The sequence below is a fragment of the Nocardia sp. NPDC004415 genome (assembly GCF_053602435.1).
The window spans coordinates 1-14,938 of sequence record NZ_JBSGDP010000097.1 but is presented as its reverse complement, the minus strand read 5'-3'; the positions used below and the strand labels follow the sequence as shown (position 1 = coordinate 14,938).

Sequence of the window (14,938 nt, the reverse complement as noted above, 5' to 3'; positions counted from 1 at the left end):
GAAGGGCCTTACCGCTCGACTTGCATGTGTTAAGCACGCCGCCAGCGTTCGTCCTGAGCCAGGATCAAACTCTCCGTTGAAGACTCTCGAAACACTCCCGAAAGAGCGAATCAGAATAATCTAAAGACTAGAGTCCGAAAACCTAGCAATGCCGAACACCAGCAAAAGTTTGCTGACATTCAAAAATGTCCAACCTTCCAACCGGGGGGTATGAAAGGCTGGCACCAAATAATATTTGGCACTGACATTCATCGACACACTATTGAGTTCTCAAAGAACACACGCACAAGCAGAATCACCGAAATTCTTCAGATCTTCCGCAGGGCAACTGTTCCAGCCTAACTTCGTGTCCAGACGATGTCAATCGTAACTCTGGTCACACAGTTGAGGCAATGTCAGGCGCTTCCCCGTCCTACCGCGTTTTCCCTCGCCCCGCCGGTCTCGAGGACCAGCGTCTCGGCTCCGGGTTGGTGTCCGTGTCGCTCTGACTTCCAATAAGTTACGCGCCGGATAACGCCGCGTCAAATCGCCTGGACAGCAGGGCATCTGCGCTGGTAGACGCGGCGCGGCCAGGCGGCGCATCGGCCTGAATCACACGGATGTGATTCAGACCTCCGCGACGGCTTCAGGCTATCCGACGGACGCCGGCCATGTTCTTCTTTCCGCGACGCAGCACCAGCCACTGCCCGTGCAGGTAGTCGGTGTCGGACGGGGTCCAGTCGATGTCGGCGACGCGCTCGTTGTTCACCGAGGCACCGCCTTCGTTGACCGCGCGCCGGGCCGCGCCGCGGCTCTCGCACAGACCGGAGGCCACCAGCAGGTCGACGATCGTGCTCGGCTCCCCCGGGGTCACTTCGGCGACCTTGCCGTCCACCGCGGCCTCGCGCAGCGCCGCGCCGAGGGTGGCTTCGGGCAGTTCGCGCAGGTCGCCGCGGCCGAACAGGGCCTGGCTGGCCAGTTCGACCGCGCGGGTCTCGGCTTCGCCGTGCACCAGGGTGGTCATCTCGGCGGCGAGCCGCTTCTGCGCCTCGCGGGCGAAGGGGCGTTCGGTGGTCGCCTGCTCGAGGTCGTCGAGTTCTTCGCGGCTCAGGAAGGTGAACCAGCGCAGGTAGCGCACGACATCGGCGTCGGCGGTGTTCACGAAGTACTGGTACCAGGCGTAGGGGCTGGTCAGTTCGGGGTCGAGCCAGAGGCTGCCGCCGCCGGTGGACTTGCCGAACTTCTTGCCGTCGGCCGAGGTCACCAGCGGCACGGTGAGCGCGTGCACGTGCGCCCCGTCGACGCGGCGGTTCAGCTCGACACCGGCGATGATGTTGCCCCACTGGTCGGAGCCGCCGACCTGCAGCGTGCAGCCGTGTTCGCGGCGCAGCTGCAGGTAGTCGTTGGCCTGCAGCAGCATGTAGCTGAACTCGGTGTAGGAGATGCCCTCGCCTTCGAGGCGCCGCTTGACGGTGTCGCGGGCCAGCATCACGTTCACCGAGAAGTGCTTGCCGATGTCGCGCAGGAAGTCCACCGTCGACAGCGACCCGGTCCAGTCCATGTTGTCGACGATCACGGCGCCGGTGGGCGAGTCGTCGAGGTCGACGAAGCGCTCGAGCTGGCCGCGGATGCGCTGGGCCCATTCGGCGACGGTGTCGGTGGAGTTCATGGTGCGTTCGCCGACATCACGCGGGTCACCGATCAAGCCGGTGGCGCCGCCCGCGAGCACGATCGGACGGTGCCCGGCGCGCTGGAAGCGCTTGAGCGCGAGCAGCGGAACCAGGTGGCCGGCGTGCAGGCTGGCCGCGGTGGGATCGAAACCGGCATAGAGGGTCAGCGGGGCCGCGGCGGCCGCGGCGCGCAGCTCGTCCAGGTCGGTGGACTGCGCGATCAGGCCGCGCCAGGTCAGTTCGTCGAAGATGTCACCGGTCACGGTGTTCCATCTTTCCGTATCGGGGTTCAGACCCTGGCGCGGGTCACCCACGCCAGCAGTTCGGCTTCGACCTCGTCGCGGTTGATCTCGTTGAGCACCTCGTGGCGGGCCTGCGGGTAGGTCCGGTAGGTGATGTCGGTCAGACCGGCGTCGCGGTAGCGCTGCACGAGCAGGTCCGACAGGCGCAGGCCGGCGTTGAGCGGATCCTTGTCGCCGACCATCACGTAGATCGGCAGGTCGGCGCGGACGGTGGCGGGATCGGCGAGGCGGGTCTGCGCGGTGGCCGCGAGCAGGCCCATGTTGGCCTCGTCGATGGCGAATCCGCACCAGGGATCGGCGATGTAGGCGTCGACCTGGGACTCGTCGCGGCTGATCCAGTCGGCCTCGGTGCGGGTGGGCTGGAACTCGGCGTTGAAGAAGGCGGTGAGGTCGCCGCCCGCGGTCGCGATGGCGGCGAACAGTCCGTCGACGGCGGTGGAGCCGCACAGTACGGCCTCGTCGACGAGGGCGGAATGGTCGAGCAGGTACTGCTGCACGGCGAAGGAGCCGAGGCTGTGGCCGAACAGGGTGATCGGCAGTCCGGGGTGACGCTCGCGCAGGAGGTGGGTGAGGGCGACCTCGTCGGCGACGAGCAGATTCCAGCCGTCGGACCCCAGGTCGCCGGGGACCTCGCCCATGCTGTGGCCGTGGCCACGGTGATCGTCGGCGTAGACGGCGTAGCCGTGCTCGACCAGGCGTTCGGCGAGATGGCCGTACCGCTCGGAGTGCTCACCCATGCCGTGCGCGATCTGCACGACACCGCGCGGTTCGGCGGGCAGCCAGCTCCGGACGTGGATCGTGGTGCCGTCGCTGCTGGGGAAGGTGAACACGGGTACTCCTGCGGGTCGGCGTCGAACTGGGATTCTCGATCGTCGCACTCGCGGTAGGTGCCTGCCATTGGATCCGGCGCCGAGATCGCCGCCGGAGTGTTGGCTCGGCAGACGAATCGACACCGAGCTCATCGCACCGGTGCGGTCAGCGTGGTGGGATGACGGCCGCGGGCGCGCGGGGGCTGCGGCGGTAGGCCGAGACGGCCGGGGAGTCCGGCAGCCAGAACCGCCATGGCACGTCGGCGGCGAGGCTCACGCCGACGCGCGGTCCCGACGCGATCGCGGTGTCCGGCACCGGTGGACGCAGGGTGAGGTGGACGGCCGAGAACGGGTCGAACAGCTCGGTGCCGTAGTCGTCGAGGCTGACGGCGAGGGCGCTGCCCACATTGCCGGGACCGCGGGCGAGGTCGACGTCGGTGCGGGCCGCGGGACGCCGCTGGCGGGCGATCTCGAGGCCGTCGACCACCTCGCCCGCGCGCACGAGCACCGCACCGGCGACCCCGTCGAAGGTCGCGGTGACGTTGACACACAGGTGGATTCCGTAGGAGCGGTAGATGTAGAGCCGACCGGCCGGGCCGAACATCACCGCGTTGCGGGCGGTGGGGCCGGGCCAGGAGTGGGCGGCCGGATCGGGCCACGGGCCCGCGGGGTCGCTGCCGTAGGCCTCGACCTCCACGATGCGCAGGGCCACCGGGCCCGACGACAGGGTGGCGCCGAGCAATCTGCGCGCGGCGGCCGGTGGATCGACGGCGAGTTCCTGTGCGGACACGACGACCATTGTCGACGCGGGCTCAGCCGAGCAGCTCGGTGCCCCGGTAGAGGCCGCCGAGTTTGCCGGGGTTCACCTGGAAACGCAGGTTGTGGATCAGGCCGTCGACCAGGTCGTAGGTGAAGGCCGCGCCCGGATTGCCCGCGAAGCAGGCCAGGGCGCCGCGTTCGCCGTTGATGTCGGCGGCGGTGAGCTCTACACCGGCCGACGCCGGTTTCGCCAGGACGCCCAGAATCCAGCGCGCGACGTGGTCGGGGCCGTGCATCGGCCTGCGAGCGGCGGTGACGACACCGCCGCCGTCGGACCAGCAGGTGACCTCCGGCGCGAGCAGATCCATCAGCGCGTTCAGGTCGCCGCCCGCGCACGCGGCCATGAACCGGTCGGTGACGCGGGCGCGCGCGGCCTGGTCGGTGTCGAAGCGTGGACGCCGTGACCGCACGTGGTCCCGGGCGCGATGGGCGATCTGGCGCACGTTCGCCTCGGAGCGGTCGAGGGTGTCGGCGATCTCGGCGTGTGAGTAGCCGAAGACCTCCCGCAGCAGGAAGACCGCGCGTTCGACCGGGGCGAGCGTTTCCAGGACCACCAGCATGGCGGTCGAGACGGTGTCGGCCAGTGCCGTGTCCTCGGCGATGTCGGGTGAGGTCAGCACCGGTTCGGGCAGCCACGGGCCGATGTACTGCTCGCGGGTGGCGCGCGCCGAGGTGAGCCGGTTGAGCGCCAGATTGGTGACCGCGCGGACCAGATACGCCCTGGGGTGCTCGACGGTCGCCTGGTCGACGGCGTGCCATTTCAGCCAGGCGTCCTGGAGGACGTCCTCGGCGTCGGTGACCGTCCCGAGCATGCGGTAGGCGGTCGCGAACAGCAGCCGGCGATGTTCGAGGAACGGGTCCTGTTCTGGCATGGGCTCCACCATGACGCATGGGCCGCGTCAGGCCGGGTGGCGGGTCGCCCGGCCGCCCTTCGACAGCTGGACGGTCATGGTCATCCGCTTGCTGCCCTTGACGGCGGGGATCGGGCTGCTGCTCACGAGCTCCTTGTAGACGCGGGCGGCGCGGCCGGTGAGGTGCAGGCGGCGCGGGGTGTCGTCGGCGTGGGTGAACTGGATGACGGCGTCGCGGCGGCCCAGGCTCACCGGCTGGTGGACGTAGCCGAAGCGGAAGGGGCGCACCGGCTTTCCACGCAGGCGCGCGGCGATGGCGTCGGCGGTGTAGGCGGCGGTGGGCAGGCCGCTCTGGCAGGTGCCGTGGACGGCGCCCCACGGCTGGTGGACGGCGGCGGCGTCACCGATCGCGTGAATCGTGGGGTGCGACACCGACTTCAGGGTCGGGTCGACGACGATGAGGCCGCGTTCGTCGGTGCCGATCCCGGCCGCCGCGGCCAGGGGTGAGACCCGCACGCCGCTGGTCCACAGGGTGAGGTCGCTCGCGAGTTGCCTGCCGTCGGCCAGTTCGAGGGCGGTGGGCAGGACCTTCGTGACGCGCTGCCCGATCTCGCGCACCACACCGAGGCGGTCCAGCGCGGCGGCGAGATAGGCGCGGGCCCGGTCGCCCATCATCGCGCCGGGTTGTGTCGAGCCGACCAGGACCACGCGCAGGCCGGGGTGGGTCTCGGCGATCTCGGCGGCGGCCTCGATGCCGGTGAGGCCCGCGCCGCAGACGGTCACCGTGCCGCCCGTCGTCGCGAGCCGGGCGAGTTCCCCGGCGAATTCGTGGGCGGTGCGCGGATCGTTCAGGGTCCACGCGTGGTCGGCGGCGCCGGGGACCGCGGTCGTATCGGTGGTGCTGCCGAGGGCGTAGATCAGCTCGTCGTAGGCGAGGTCGCCCGCTCCCTCGACGTGCACGCGGCGGGTCTCGGGGTCGAGGACGGTGGCGCGACCCCGGACGAACCGGATGCCGGTGCCGTTCAGGAGGGCGGGGATGTCGTAGTGCGCGAGTTCCTGGCCCGCGGCGATCTGGTGCATGCGCAGCCGCTCGGTGAAGCGGGTCGAGGGGTTGACCAGGGTGATCCGCACATCGAGCCTGCGGGTGCGGCGGGCCAGCCGGACCGCGGCCAGCAGACCGGTGTACCCGGCGCCCAGGACGACGATGCGATACGGGGTGGTGCTCATGGTGACGCTCCTTCTCGGTCGGATATCCAGGGGACAGACGAGCTGGGCCGAACGTGACAACCTCGTCTTGTGATGCAGATCACATGCTCCTGACCTGCTGGAATGCCGGGAATCAGGGGGATGTCGGGGTCGGGTTGGGGGTCGCTCCCCGATGTGCGGGAGGGTGGCCCGTTCCTACCGTCGGGGCATGGTTTCTCCCCCGCGCCGTGTGCGCCGTGCCCTGCTCGGCGCGGGCACGCTCGTCGTCGTCCTGCTCACCGCGATCGCCGGTGGCGTCGGCTGGATCTGGGCCACGGCCGACATCTCCACCGTCGGTACCGAATTCACCCGCCCGCTGGCGATCCCGCCCCTGGCCGAGTCCACCGTCGACGCCGACGGCACCCGCGTGTTCTCCCTCGACATGCGCCGCGGCACCACCGCGTTCGAGCCCGGAACCGACACCGAGACATGGGGTTTCAACGGCAGCTACCTCGGGCCGACGCTGCGGGCGAGCGCGGGGGAACGCGTGCGGGTCCGGATCGCCAACCAGCTGCCCGAAGCCTCGACGGTGCACTGGCACGGCATGCATCTGCCCGCCGCGATGGACGGCGGGCCACACCAGATGGTCGAGCCCGGCGCGACCTGGACACCGGAATGGACGGTGGCGCAACCGGCCTCGACACTCTGGTACCACCCGCATCCCCACGGCGCGACCGAGGACCACGTCCGGCGCGGCCTGGCGGGCATGTTCCTGATCGACGACGCCGCGGCCTCGGCGCTCCCCCTTCCGAAGACCTATGGCGTCGACGACCTTCCGGTGATCGTGCAGGACCTGCGTCTGCGCAGGGACCAGCTCGACGGCTCGCACACGATCTTCCGCGATGTCGGGTTCCTCGGCGACCGCACGCTCGTCAACGGCACCCTGGCCCCGTATCAGGAGGTGGGCGACGAGCTGGTGCGGCTGCGCCTGCTCAATGCCTCCACCGCGCGGATCTACACCTTCGCCTTCGACGACGCGCGACCCTTCGCACTGATCGGCTCCGACGGCGGTCTGCTGGAACGCTCGGCCACCCTCGACCGGGTGCAGCTCTCCCCCGGTGAACGCGCCGAGATCGTGGTGCGGATGCGGCCCGGCGAGCGGACCGTGCTGCGCAGCGAACGTCTCGACGCCGGACTGGATTTCTGGGGCAACCGGTTCGCCGGTGGTGACGACCGCTTCGACATCCTGGAGCTGCGGGCCGCGCCGACCCTGCGCGAATCCGCCCCGCTGCCCGCGGCGCTCGTCCCCGCGTCCACGCCCGACGGCAGCGACGCGGTGACCGAGCGGCGGTTCGATCTGACGCTGTCGGGTATCAACGGCACGGCCATGGCGATGGATCGCATCGATACGACGGTCACCCGGGGAACCACCGAGACGTGGGTGGTGCGCAATACCGACGGGATGCCGCACAACTTCCATGTCCACGATGTGCAGTTCCGCGTGCTCGACTACGACGGTGGCGCGCCGCCGCCCGCGCTGACCGGGCCCAAGGACACGATCTTCCTGCCGCCGAACACCACCGCGCGGCTGGCGCTGCGCTTCGACGGGCCCGCCGATCCGGACACCCCGTACATGTATCACTGCCATCTGCTCTGGCACGAGGACCTGGGAATGATGGGCCAGTTCGTGGTGGTCGAGCCCGGGCAGCAGGCGGGCACGCCGCACGGACACGCCCACTGACCCTTGCCGTGCGACATCGGCCGCGCTAAATTCATCACGTAGTGAATTCAACACTCGATGAATTGAGTCGGCCGATGTCGCACACTCCACCACCCCAGGACGCCGTCCAGGTCACCGATCTGACCGTCCGGCGCGGGAAACGCACTGTTCTGCAAGGTCTTTCGACGCGGATACCGCGCGGGTCGATCACCGGGCTGCTCGGTCCGTCCGGGTGCGGGAAGACCACGCTGCTGCGCAGCATCGTCGGCACCCAGCTGGTGCAGTCCGGCACGGTCACGGTGCTCGGCGAGCCCGCCGGTAGCGCCGGGCTGCGGCGCCGCGTCGGGTATGTCACCCAGGCGCCGAGCATCTACGCCGATATCAGCGTGCGCGAGAACGTCGCGTACTACGCCGCGCTCTACGGACGCGAGCGCGCCGATACCGAGGACGCGCTCACCGCGGTGGGATTGCGCGACCACGCCGACCAGCTCGGCGATCAGCTCTCGGGCGGGCAGCGGACCCGGGCCTCGCTGGCCTGCGCGCTGGTGGGCAAGCCCGAACTGCTGGTGCTCGACGAACCGACCGTCGGGCTGGATCCGGTCCTGCGCGTGGAACTCTGGAAACAGTTCCACGACCTGGCCGCCGCCGGGACGACCCTGCTGGTGTCGAGTCACGTGATGGACGAGGCGGATCACTGCGACACCCTGCTGCTGATGCGCGAAGGCGAACTGCTCGCCCAGCTCAGCCCGGACGAACTGCGCGCCGACACCGGCGAGCAGAACCTCGAGAACGCCTTCCTGACCCTGATCACGAGGGGAGCGCGCGCATGAGCACCGCCCTGCGGCCCTATACCGCCACCACCGGCCGGATCCTGCGTCAGCTGCGCAACGACCGGCGCACCGTCGTCATGATCCTGGTGGTGCCCGCGATCCTGATGGCGCTGCTGTACTTCATCTATCAGGACGCGCCGCGCCCGCCGCACGCGCCGCTGACCATGTTCGACCGCGTCGGGATCACCATGCTGGGCATCCTGCCGTTCGTGGTGATGTTCCTGATCACCGCCATCGCCATGCAGCGCGAACGCACCTCCGGCACCCTCGAACGCCTGCTCACCACGCCGCTGAGCAAGTTCGATCTGCTCGCCGGATACGGCTCGGCGTTCTCGCTGGCCGCCGCCGCGCAGGCCGCGGTCGCGTGCGCGGTCTCGTTCTGGCTGCTCGGGATGCAGGCGGCCGGAAGTCCGGGCTGGGTGATGCTGATCGCCATGGTCGACGCCGTGTGCGGGGTGGGGCTGGGGCTGCTGGCCAGCGCGTTCGCGCGCACCGAGTTCCAGGCGGTGCAGTTCATGCCGGTGATCGTGGCACCGCAGATCTTCCTGTGCGGGTTGCTCGTTCCGCGCGATCAGCTGCCCCGCTGGCTCGAGCTGCTCAGCAATGTGATGCCGTTGAGCTACGCGGTGGACGCGCTGCAGCAGGTGTCGACCCATGCCGAGCCGACGGCGACGATGTGGCGCGACATCGCTGTCGTCGCCGGGTTCGCGGTGGTGGCACTGGCCCTGGCCGCGGCCACGCTGCGCCGGCGGACCGCGTGAATCGATAGCGAGGAGGACAGCATGGGCGGCGACGGACGCGAGCCGGGCAGGCGCAGTGGGCGCAGGCCGGGCAAGGCCGACACCAGGACGGCGATCCTGGACGCCGCCCGTGCCCGCTTCGCCGAGGCCGGTTTCGACAAGACCTCGATCCGGTCGGTCGCCGCCGACGCCGGGGTCGATCCCGCGCTCGTGCACCACTATTTCGGGACCAAGCAGCAGTTGTTCGCGGCGGTGGTCGAGTTCCCCGCCGACCCCGAGGCCACGCTGTCGACTGTCGCGGCGGCGCCGGTGGACGAGCTCGGGGAGACGATCGTGCGGACCGTGGTCGCGGTGTGGGACTCCCCCGCGGGCCCGGGCGTGGTCGCCATGGCGCGCAGCATGATCGCCGGCGACCCGAACCTCGCGCGCACGTTCCTGCTGGAGGTGGTGCTGGAGCGGGTACGCACCCGGCTCGCCACCGCCGAGGACGACGGGCACGCGCGGGTGGCGCTGGTCGGGGCGCAGATGGCGGGCCTGCTGATCGCCCGCAAGGTGATCAGCCTCGAACCGCTGGCCTCCATGCCGCTGGCGGAGGTGGTCGCCGCGGTCGGGCCGACCGTACAGCGCTACCTCACCGGCGACATCGGTGCCACGGCCTGATTCCGGTCAGGACGTGGCACCCGCCGGCTCGAGTGGTCAGGACTCCGAGGCGAAGAATTCGTGTTCGGTGTCGGTGACGTCGCGGGCCTCGTCGATCAGCAGGACCGGGATGCCGTTGTCGACCGGGTAGGCGCGCCGTAGCCGCGGGTTGTAGAGCACGCTCGCGCCGTCTTCGGTACGCACCAGCTGCAGCGGGCCCTTGTCCTGGGGGCAGGCCAGCAGGCCGAGCAGGGTTGCGTCGAGGGTGGATTCGTGCGCCATGCCCCTAACCTACCGCGCCCGCCGGAACGAGATGTAGCGGTGCCCGAAGAAGCTCAGTACCGCGACCAGCCCCATCACGATCACCGAGGCGGGCTCGGCCGGGAAACCCAGTCCGGTGACGGCGAACTCCACCAGGATCACGTTGAGGACCAGCCCGCCGGCGTTCACCCCGCAGAAGGCCAGCAAGTCGCGCAGCACCCGGCCACGGACCCGGAAGACCAGCGTGCGATGCAGCACGAACGCGACGATCGTGCTCACCGCGTAGGCGGCGACCACGGCCAGGCCGGGCCTGCCGTCACCGAGCACCCGCAGCCAGAACACCGCCAGGGCCATGCCGAGCAGGGTGTTGAATCCGCCGACGACGGCGAAGGCCAGCTCCTGGCGTTTCACGATCCGCAGCAGCGGGCCCGGCGTCTCGAGGACACCGCCGCCCGCCGCCGCGGCCTCGGTGGTCATCGCAGCGCGTCCACGAGCTCGGGATCGTCGTCGGGGACCGGGGTCTCGACGGGCGTCTCCTGCTCGTCCTCGGGTTTGCGCCCGCGCAGGTACAGCCACTGCAGGAGCGCCAGGCCGAGCAGGCCGGTGGCGATGGCGGCGCCGCCGATCTTCCAGCCCGGCGGCCGCCAGGTCAGGTCGAGGGTGGCGTCGCGGGTGCCCGCGGGGATGTCGACGGCGACGAAGCTCTTCGCGACGACCTGGAACGGGATGTCCTCGCCGTCGAGGGTCACCCGGTAGCCCGGCCAGCCCAGCCGCGCGAACACGACCCGGCCGCCGGACTCGGAGCTGACCCGCACCCGGCTGGTGGTGTCGCTCTCCGACAGCGAGACCGCGGTGACGCCCTCGGCGGCGGAGATCCGGCCGTTGCGAGTGGAGATCAGCCCGTCCTCGCGTTCGAGCACGGCGATGTACTTCTCGTGGCCGGGGTAGTCGACCCATTTCCAGCCGGTGGGGGCGGGCTGGTTGCGGGCGTCGGGGTAGAGCGCGGTCTGCAGGACGACCCGGTCGACGTTCATCAGGTCGACGACGGTCTTGCCGGTCGACGGCTCCACCGCGAAGGCGCGCCGGTAGGCGTCCGGGCAGACGCTGGTGTCCCAGCGCATGCAGAGCATGTCACCGAACCAGTAGTGGCCGTTGGGGGTGTAGCCGCTGACGTAGGTGCGTTCGATGTCCTTGGCGTAGTTGCCGAAGACCAGCGACCCGTACGCGCCGTCGAGGCTGCGTTCGCCCGGCTGGATCAGGGCGCGGTCACCGAGCTGCAGCGTGGTGCCCGCGAACTCCGGGAACGCCGCGCGCGCCGCGGCCCGGTCGCTGGGCAGGTTCCAGCTCATCGGCGTGGGCTGCGCGCGTTCGACCTGGACGTAGGCGATCGGGAACACCGCGACGATCGCCAGCGCGACCGCCGCCGAGGTGCCCTTGCGCAGGGCCAGCCACACCATGCCCGCGCCGAGGGCCGCCACGGCCGCCGCGGCGAGCAGATGCGCGGGGACGTGGTGCGGGTCGGCCGAGAACGACCGCACCCACAGCAGCCCGATCAGCACGGCCGCCGCGACACACCGTGAGCGCCAGTCCTTCACCGTCGCGAAGCGTCCCAGCAGCACGCAGACCAGCAGCAGCAGCCCCAGCGCCACCATCGGCAGCACCCGGGCGGGCCAGCGCAGCGGGCCGATGGTGCCGGGCCCCGCGGTCCACATGAGCGCGGCGGCCGCGAACACCGCGATGCCGGTCAGCTCGCGCCACGCGGTGCGGGCCCGGCCCCAGTCGATGAAGGCCAGGCCGGGGATCAGGAACCAGGCGATGTAGACGACCGGCAGCGGCTGGACATAGCCCCACCAGGAGGTGAAGGCGGGCAGGGTCGAGGGCAGGCTGGCGTTCAGCGATTCCGACCACGGCACGGTGAGGAACTGGTCGTTGTTGATCTGGGCGGTGCCGCGCCAGGTCACCTTCGCCGAGAGCATGCTCGGCAGGTAGGTGGCCACGCCCGCCAGGGCCGCCAGGCCCGAGACCGTCAGCAGTTTCAGCGGGGGACGCCAGGCGCGCTGGTAGACCAGTTCGCCGATCGCGACGGCACCGATCATCAGACCGGCCTCGACCGCGGGGAAGATGTACTGCACCGAGATCGCCAGGTACAGATAGACGAACACCGGGATCGGCCCGCCGCGCCCACGCGCGTACCGCACTCCCGAGGCCCACGCGTGCACCATCCACGCCGTGCCGGTGAAGGCGGTCATCCAGCTGGCCTCGTCGAAGAACAGCAGCCAGCCGGTGAACGGGATCGACACGCCCGCCAGCGCCGCCCACTGCACCCGCGAGCCGTAGGCCAGGCAGATCCGGTAGACGCCGAGGCCGAGGATGATCGCGAAGATCAGCTTCACCACGGTCGCGTAGAGCACGAGGTTGTCCACCGAGGGCGCGATCAGGTCGATCAGCAGCTGCGGCGGATTCAGCAGTCCCGCTTCCTCGATGGAGTAATTGCCCGCCATCCAGTGCTCGGGCACCATGACCGGCAGATCACCGTCGCGCAGCCGCCTGCCCAGCATCACCCACAGCGGGACGTACTGGGATTCGGTGTCGTCGGTGTAGAAATGCCGGACGTTGGCGAGCAGAACCGCGCCATAGCCGGCGATCACGCCGAGAGAGGTGAGCAAGCCCCACAGGTACACGGCCCGCCGGGGAGGGGTTCTACTTTCCACCACGAGGACCAGACCCTACAGGTAACCGGCGGAACAGGCACCGCCGCACGGGCCATGGCGCAGCAGCCGACTCGCCGTGGTGCGGTGTTAAAGTTCCCAGCACTGTTGGGTCTGTTCCGGTCACACCGAAAGTCGACGATGCCGATTCCTACCGCACACTCGTCCCGGCTCGGCGCCGTGCTGCACACGGGCGCTCCCGACAGCGGCGACCGGCCCGGCACGGTCCATTCGGTATCGGTGGTGGTCCCGGTCTACCGGGGCGAGGACACGATCGCCGCGCTGGTCGCCGAACTCGACCGGCTCACCGGCCCCACCACCTCCGTGGCGGGCGCGCGATTCGCCATCGAGGAGATCATCCTCGTCCACGACAACGGCCCCGACCGTTCCGACATGGTGATGCAGGAACTCGAGCGGACCTACCCGCAGGTGCGGGCGGTCTGGCTCAGCCGCAACTTCGGCCAGGACGCGGCGACGATCGCGGGTATGGCGGCGGCGCGGGGCGACTGGATCGTCACCATGGACGAGGACGGCCAGCACGACCCGGCCTTCATCGCCGATTTCCTCGACGCCGCGCTGGCCTCGCGCGCGGACCTGGTCTACTCCAAGCCGTCCAACACCCGCCCGCACGGGTTCCTGCGCAATCTCACCTCGCGCGGCGCCAAGATCGTGCTGGCCACGGTGTTCGCCTTTCCCGATTCCACCCGGTTCGAGAGCTTCCGGCTCATCCGTGGCGACATCGGCCGTCAGCTGGCCGAGGTCGCCGCCAACGGCGCGTACCTGGATGTGGCGCTCACCTGGGTGGTCGGGCGCACGGTGTCGGTGCCGGTGGTGCTGCGCGCCGAGGGCCGCGACGAGTCCGGCTACAACTACCGGCGGCTGTTCTCGCTGTTCTGGAAGATGGTGCTGTGCAGCGGCACCCGCGGCCTGCGGCTGGTCAGCATGCTCGGGGTCTCGCTGGCGCTGGCCGGGGTGATCATGGCCGCGGTGGTCGTGGTGCAGGCGCTGACCAACAACGACAACAACGATCCCGAGGGCTGGGCGTCGATCATCGTCGTGCTGCTGCTGTGCTCGGGGGCGATCCTGTTCTCGCTCGGCCTGATCGCCGAGTATCTCGGTGTGGCGCTGCACATCCTGGTCGGCAAGCCGCTCTACCTGACCGTGCAGACCCCCACCCCGCGCCCGGATACGATGCACACGCCGGCCGCGCACCATCGAATCGAGGCCGCGGTGCCGGCCGCCGCGACCGAGAAGGGGCACCGCGAGTGAGCGACCGCATCATCTTCAGCAGGCCGTTCCGGGCGGCCGCCGAACGCGCCAACCTGATGACCGTGCTCGACTCCGATCACAGCCACGGCGACGGCCAGTTCACCAAGTCGGCCACCGCGCGGATCAAGTCGATCACCGGCGCCGGGCACGCCCTGCTCACCACCTCCTGCACGCACGCGCTCGAACTCGGCGCGCTGCTGCTCGAACTCGGGCCCGACGACGAGGTGATCGTCCCGAGTTTCGCGTTCACCTCCGCGGCCACCGCGATGGCGCTGCGCGGGGCCACCTGCGTGTTCGTCGACATCGACGACAGCACCGGCAATATCGACCCGGCCGCGGCCGCCGACGCCGTCACCGAGCGCACCAAGGCGATCCTGGTGATGCACTACGGTGGCGTCGCCGCCGACATGGCGCCGCTGCTCGAGCTCGCCGCCCAGCACGGCCTGGCCATCATCGAGGACAATGCGCACGGCCTGGGCGGCACCTGGCGCGGCAGGCAGCTGGGCACCATCGGCACCCTGGGCACCCAGAGTTTCCACGACACCAAGAACGTGCACTGCGGAGAGGGTGGCGCGCTGCTGCTCTCCGACGAGATCCTGATGAGCCGCGCCGAGATCATGCGCGAGAAGGGCACCGACCGCGCCCGGTTCCTGCGCGGCCAGGTCGACAAGTACTCCTGGCAGGACATCGGTTCGAGCTATCTGCCCAGCGAACTCAACGCCGCCGTCCTCGACGCGCAGCTGGCCGAGTTCGACACCATCCAGGCGAACCGGCATCGGGTGTGGGACACCTACGCGGCCGCGCTGCCCGGCTGGGCGGCGGCCAACGATGTGCGCCCGATGACCGTGCCGCAGGACCGCGGCCACACCGCGCACCTGTTCTATCTGCGGATGCCCACCGAGGACAGCCGCGACGGCCTCATCCGGCACCTGGCCGGGCAGGGCATCGTCGCGCCGTTCCACTACATCCCGCTGGATTCCAGCCCCGCCGGCCTCAAGTACGGCCGCACCCCGGTGCCGTGCACCCGCTCGGCGAACTTCTCGGCCACCATCCTGCGGCTGCCGCTGTGGCCGATGCTCGACGACGCGCAGCTCGGCCGCGTCGTGGACGCGGTCACCGCCTACCGGGTGTAAGCGTCCCGCGCGGCCTCACAGGC

At 70.0% G+C, this 14,938-nt stretch carries 14 protein-coding genes and 1 rRNA gene; 6 read left to right on the top strand and 9 right to left on the bottom strand.

Annotated features, from left to right (window positions below; translation table 11 throughout):
* The 6 genes from ACWEMY_RS28255 to ACWEMY_RS28230 all read right to left on the bottom strand — a co-directional run.
* Window positions 1-80: ribosomal RNA gene (locus tag ACWEMY_RS28255) — 16S ribosomal RNA — on the bottom strand; the annotation flags it as partial.
* 545 nt (window positions 81-625) lie between these two features.
* Window positions 626-1,912, bottom strand: a complete 1,287-nt coding sequence (gene tyrS, locus ACWEMY_RS28250) for a tyrosine--tRNA ligase (protein ID WP_452392465.1) — start codon at window positions 1,910-1,912, stop codon at window positions 626-628.
* 26 nt (window positions 1,913-1,938) lie between these two features.
* Complete coding sequence (locus ACWEMY_RS28245; protein WP_452392464.1) at window positions 1,939-2,781, bottom strand: alpha/beta hydrolase; 843 nt, start codon at window positions 2,779-2,781, stop codon at window positions 1,939-1,941.
* Window positions 2,782-2,926: 145 nt separating this feature from the next.
* On the bottom strand, window positions 2,927-3,550 hold the full coding sequence (locus ACWEMY_RS28240; RefSeq protein ID WP_452392463.1) for a DNA-3-methyladenine glycosylase: 624 nt from the start codon (window positions 3,548-3,550) through the stop codon (window positions 2,927-2,929).
* A gap of 22 nt (window positions 3,551-3,572) precedes the next feature.
* Window positions 3,573-4,451: an RNA polymerase sigma-70 factor gene (locus ACWEMY_RS28235; protein ID WP_452392462.1), complete on the bottom strand. Its 879-nt coding sequence runs from the start codon at window positions 4,449-4,451 to the stop codon at window positions 3,573-3,575.
* Window positions 4,452-4,478: 27 nt separating this feature from the next.
* On the bottom strand, window positions 4,479-5,657 hold the full coding sequence (locus ACWEMY_RS28230) for an NAD(P)/FAD-dependent oxidoreductase (protein ID WP_452392461.1): 1,179 nt from the start codon (window positions 5,655-5,657) through the stop codon (window positions 4,479-4,481).
* 187 nt (window positions 5,658-5,844) lie between these two features.
* Between ACWEMY_RS28230 and ACWEMY_RS28225 the strand changes: the two genes are divergently transcribed.
* From ACWEMY_RS28225 to ACWEMY_RS28210, 4 genes are all read left to right on the top strand, one after another.
* The gene (locus ACWEMY_RS28225; RefSeq protein ID WP_452392460.1) at window positions 5,845-7,356 is read left to right on the top strand and encodes a multicopper oxidase family protein; all 1,512 of its coding nucleotides are present in this window, start codon (window positions 5,845-5,847) and stop codon (window positions 7,354-7,356) included.
* Between the two features lie 74 nt (window positions 7,357-7,430).
* On the top strand, window positions 7,431-8,165 hold the full coding sequence (locus ACWEMY_RS28220; protein WP_452392459.1) for an ABC transporter ATP-binding protein: 735 nt from the start codon (window positions 7,431-7,433) through the stop codon (window positions 8,163-8,165).
* Window positions 8,162-8,926: an ABC transporter permease gene (locus tag ACWEMY_RS28215; RefSeq protein ID WP_375938462.1), complete on the top strand. Its 765-nt coding sequence runs from the start codon at window positions 8,162-8,164 to the stop codon at window positions 8,924-8,926. Before ACWEMY_RS28220 ends, ACWEMY_RS28215 begins: the two co-directional genes overlap by 4 nt.
* A 21-nt stretch (window positions 8,927-8,947) precedes the next feature.
* Entirely contained in the window at window positions 8,948-9,565 is a 618-nt protein-coding gene (locus tag ACWEMY_RS28210) for a TetR/AcrR family transcriptional regulator (protein ID WP_452392458.1), read from the top strand.
* Window positions 9,566-9,601: 36 nt separating this feature from the next.
* Here the strand turns inward: ACWEMY_RS28210 and ACWEMY_RS28205 are convergent, their stop codons facing one another.
* The 3 genes from ACWEMY_RS28205 to ACWEMY_RS28195 are packed head-to-tail and all read right to left on the bottom strand — an operon-like array spanning window position 9,602 to window position 12,486.
* Window positions 9,602-9,826 (bottom strand): Trm112 family protein, encoded by a 225-nt coding sequence (locus ACWEMY_RS28205; protein WP_375938456.1) that lies wholly within the window; start codon window positions 9,824-9,826, stop codon window positions 9,602-9,604.
* Window positions 9,827-9,835: 9 nt separating this feature from the next.
* Window positions 9,836-10,282, bottom strand: a complete 447-nt coding sequence (locus ACWEMY_RS28200) for a GtrA family protein (protein ID WP_452392457.1) — start codon at window positions 10,280-10,282, stop codon at window positions 9,836-9,838.
* The gene (locus tag ACWEMY_RS28195) at window positions 10,279-12,486 is read right to left on the bottom strand and encodes a hypothetical protein (protein WP_375938510.1); all 2,208 of its coding nucleotides are present in this window, start codon (window positions 12,484-12,486) and stop codon (window positions 10,279-10,281) included. The genes ACWEMY_RS28200 and ACWEMY_RS28195 overlap by 4 nt, the downstream gene beginning before the upstream one ends.
* A gap of 168 nt (window positions 12,487-12,654) precedes the next feature.
* Here ACWEMY_RS28195 and ACWEMY_RS28190 point away from each other — a divergent pair, with 168 nt between their 5' ends.
* Entirely contained in the window at window positions 12,655-13,782 is a 1,128-nt protein-coding gene (locus ACWEMY_RS28190; RefSeq protein ID WP_375938450.1) for a glycosyltransferase, read from the top strand.
* Window positions 13,779-14,915 carry a dTDP-4-amino-4,6-dideoxygalactose transaminase gene (gene rffA, locus ACWEMY_RS28185; RefSeq protein ID WP_452392456.1) on the top strand — a complete coding sequence of 379 codons (1,137 nt, stop codon included), beginning with the start codon at window positions 13,779-13,781 and terminating at the stop codon, window positions 14,913-14,915. The genes ACWEMY_RS28190 and rffA overlap by 4 nt, the downstream gene beginning before the upstream one ends.
* Window positions 14,916-14,938: the final 23 nt, after the last annotated feature.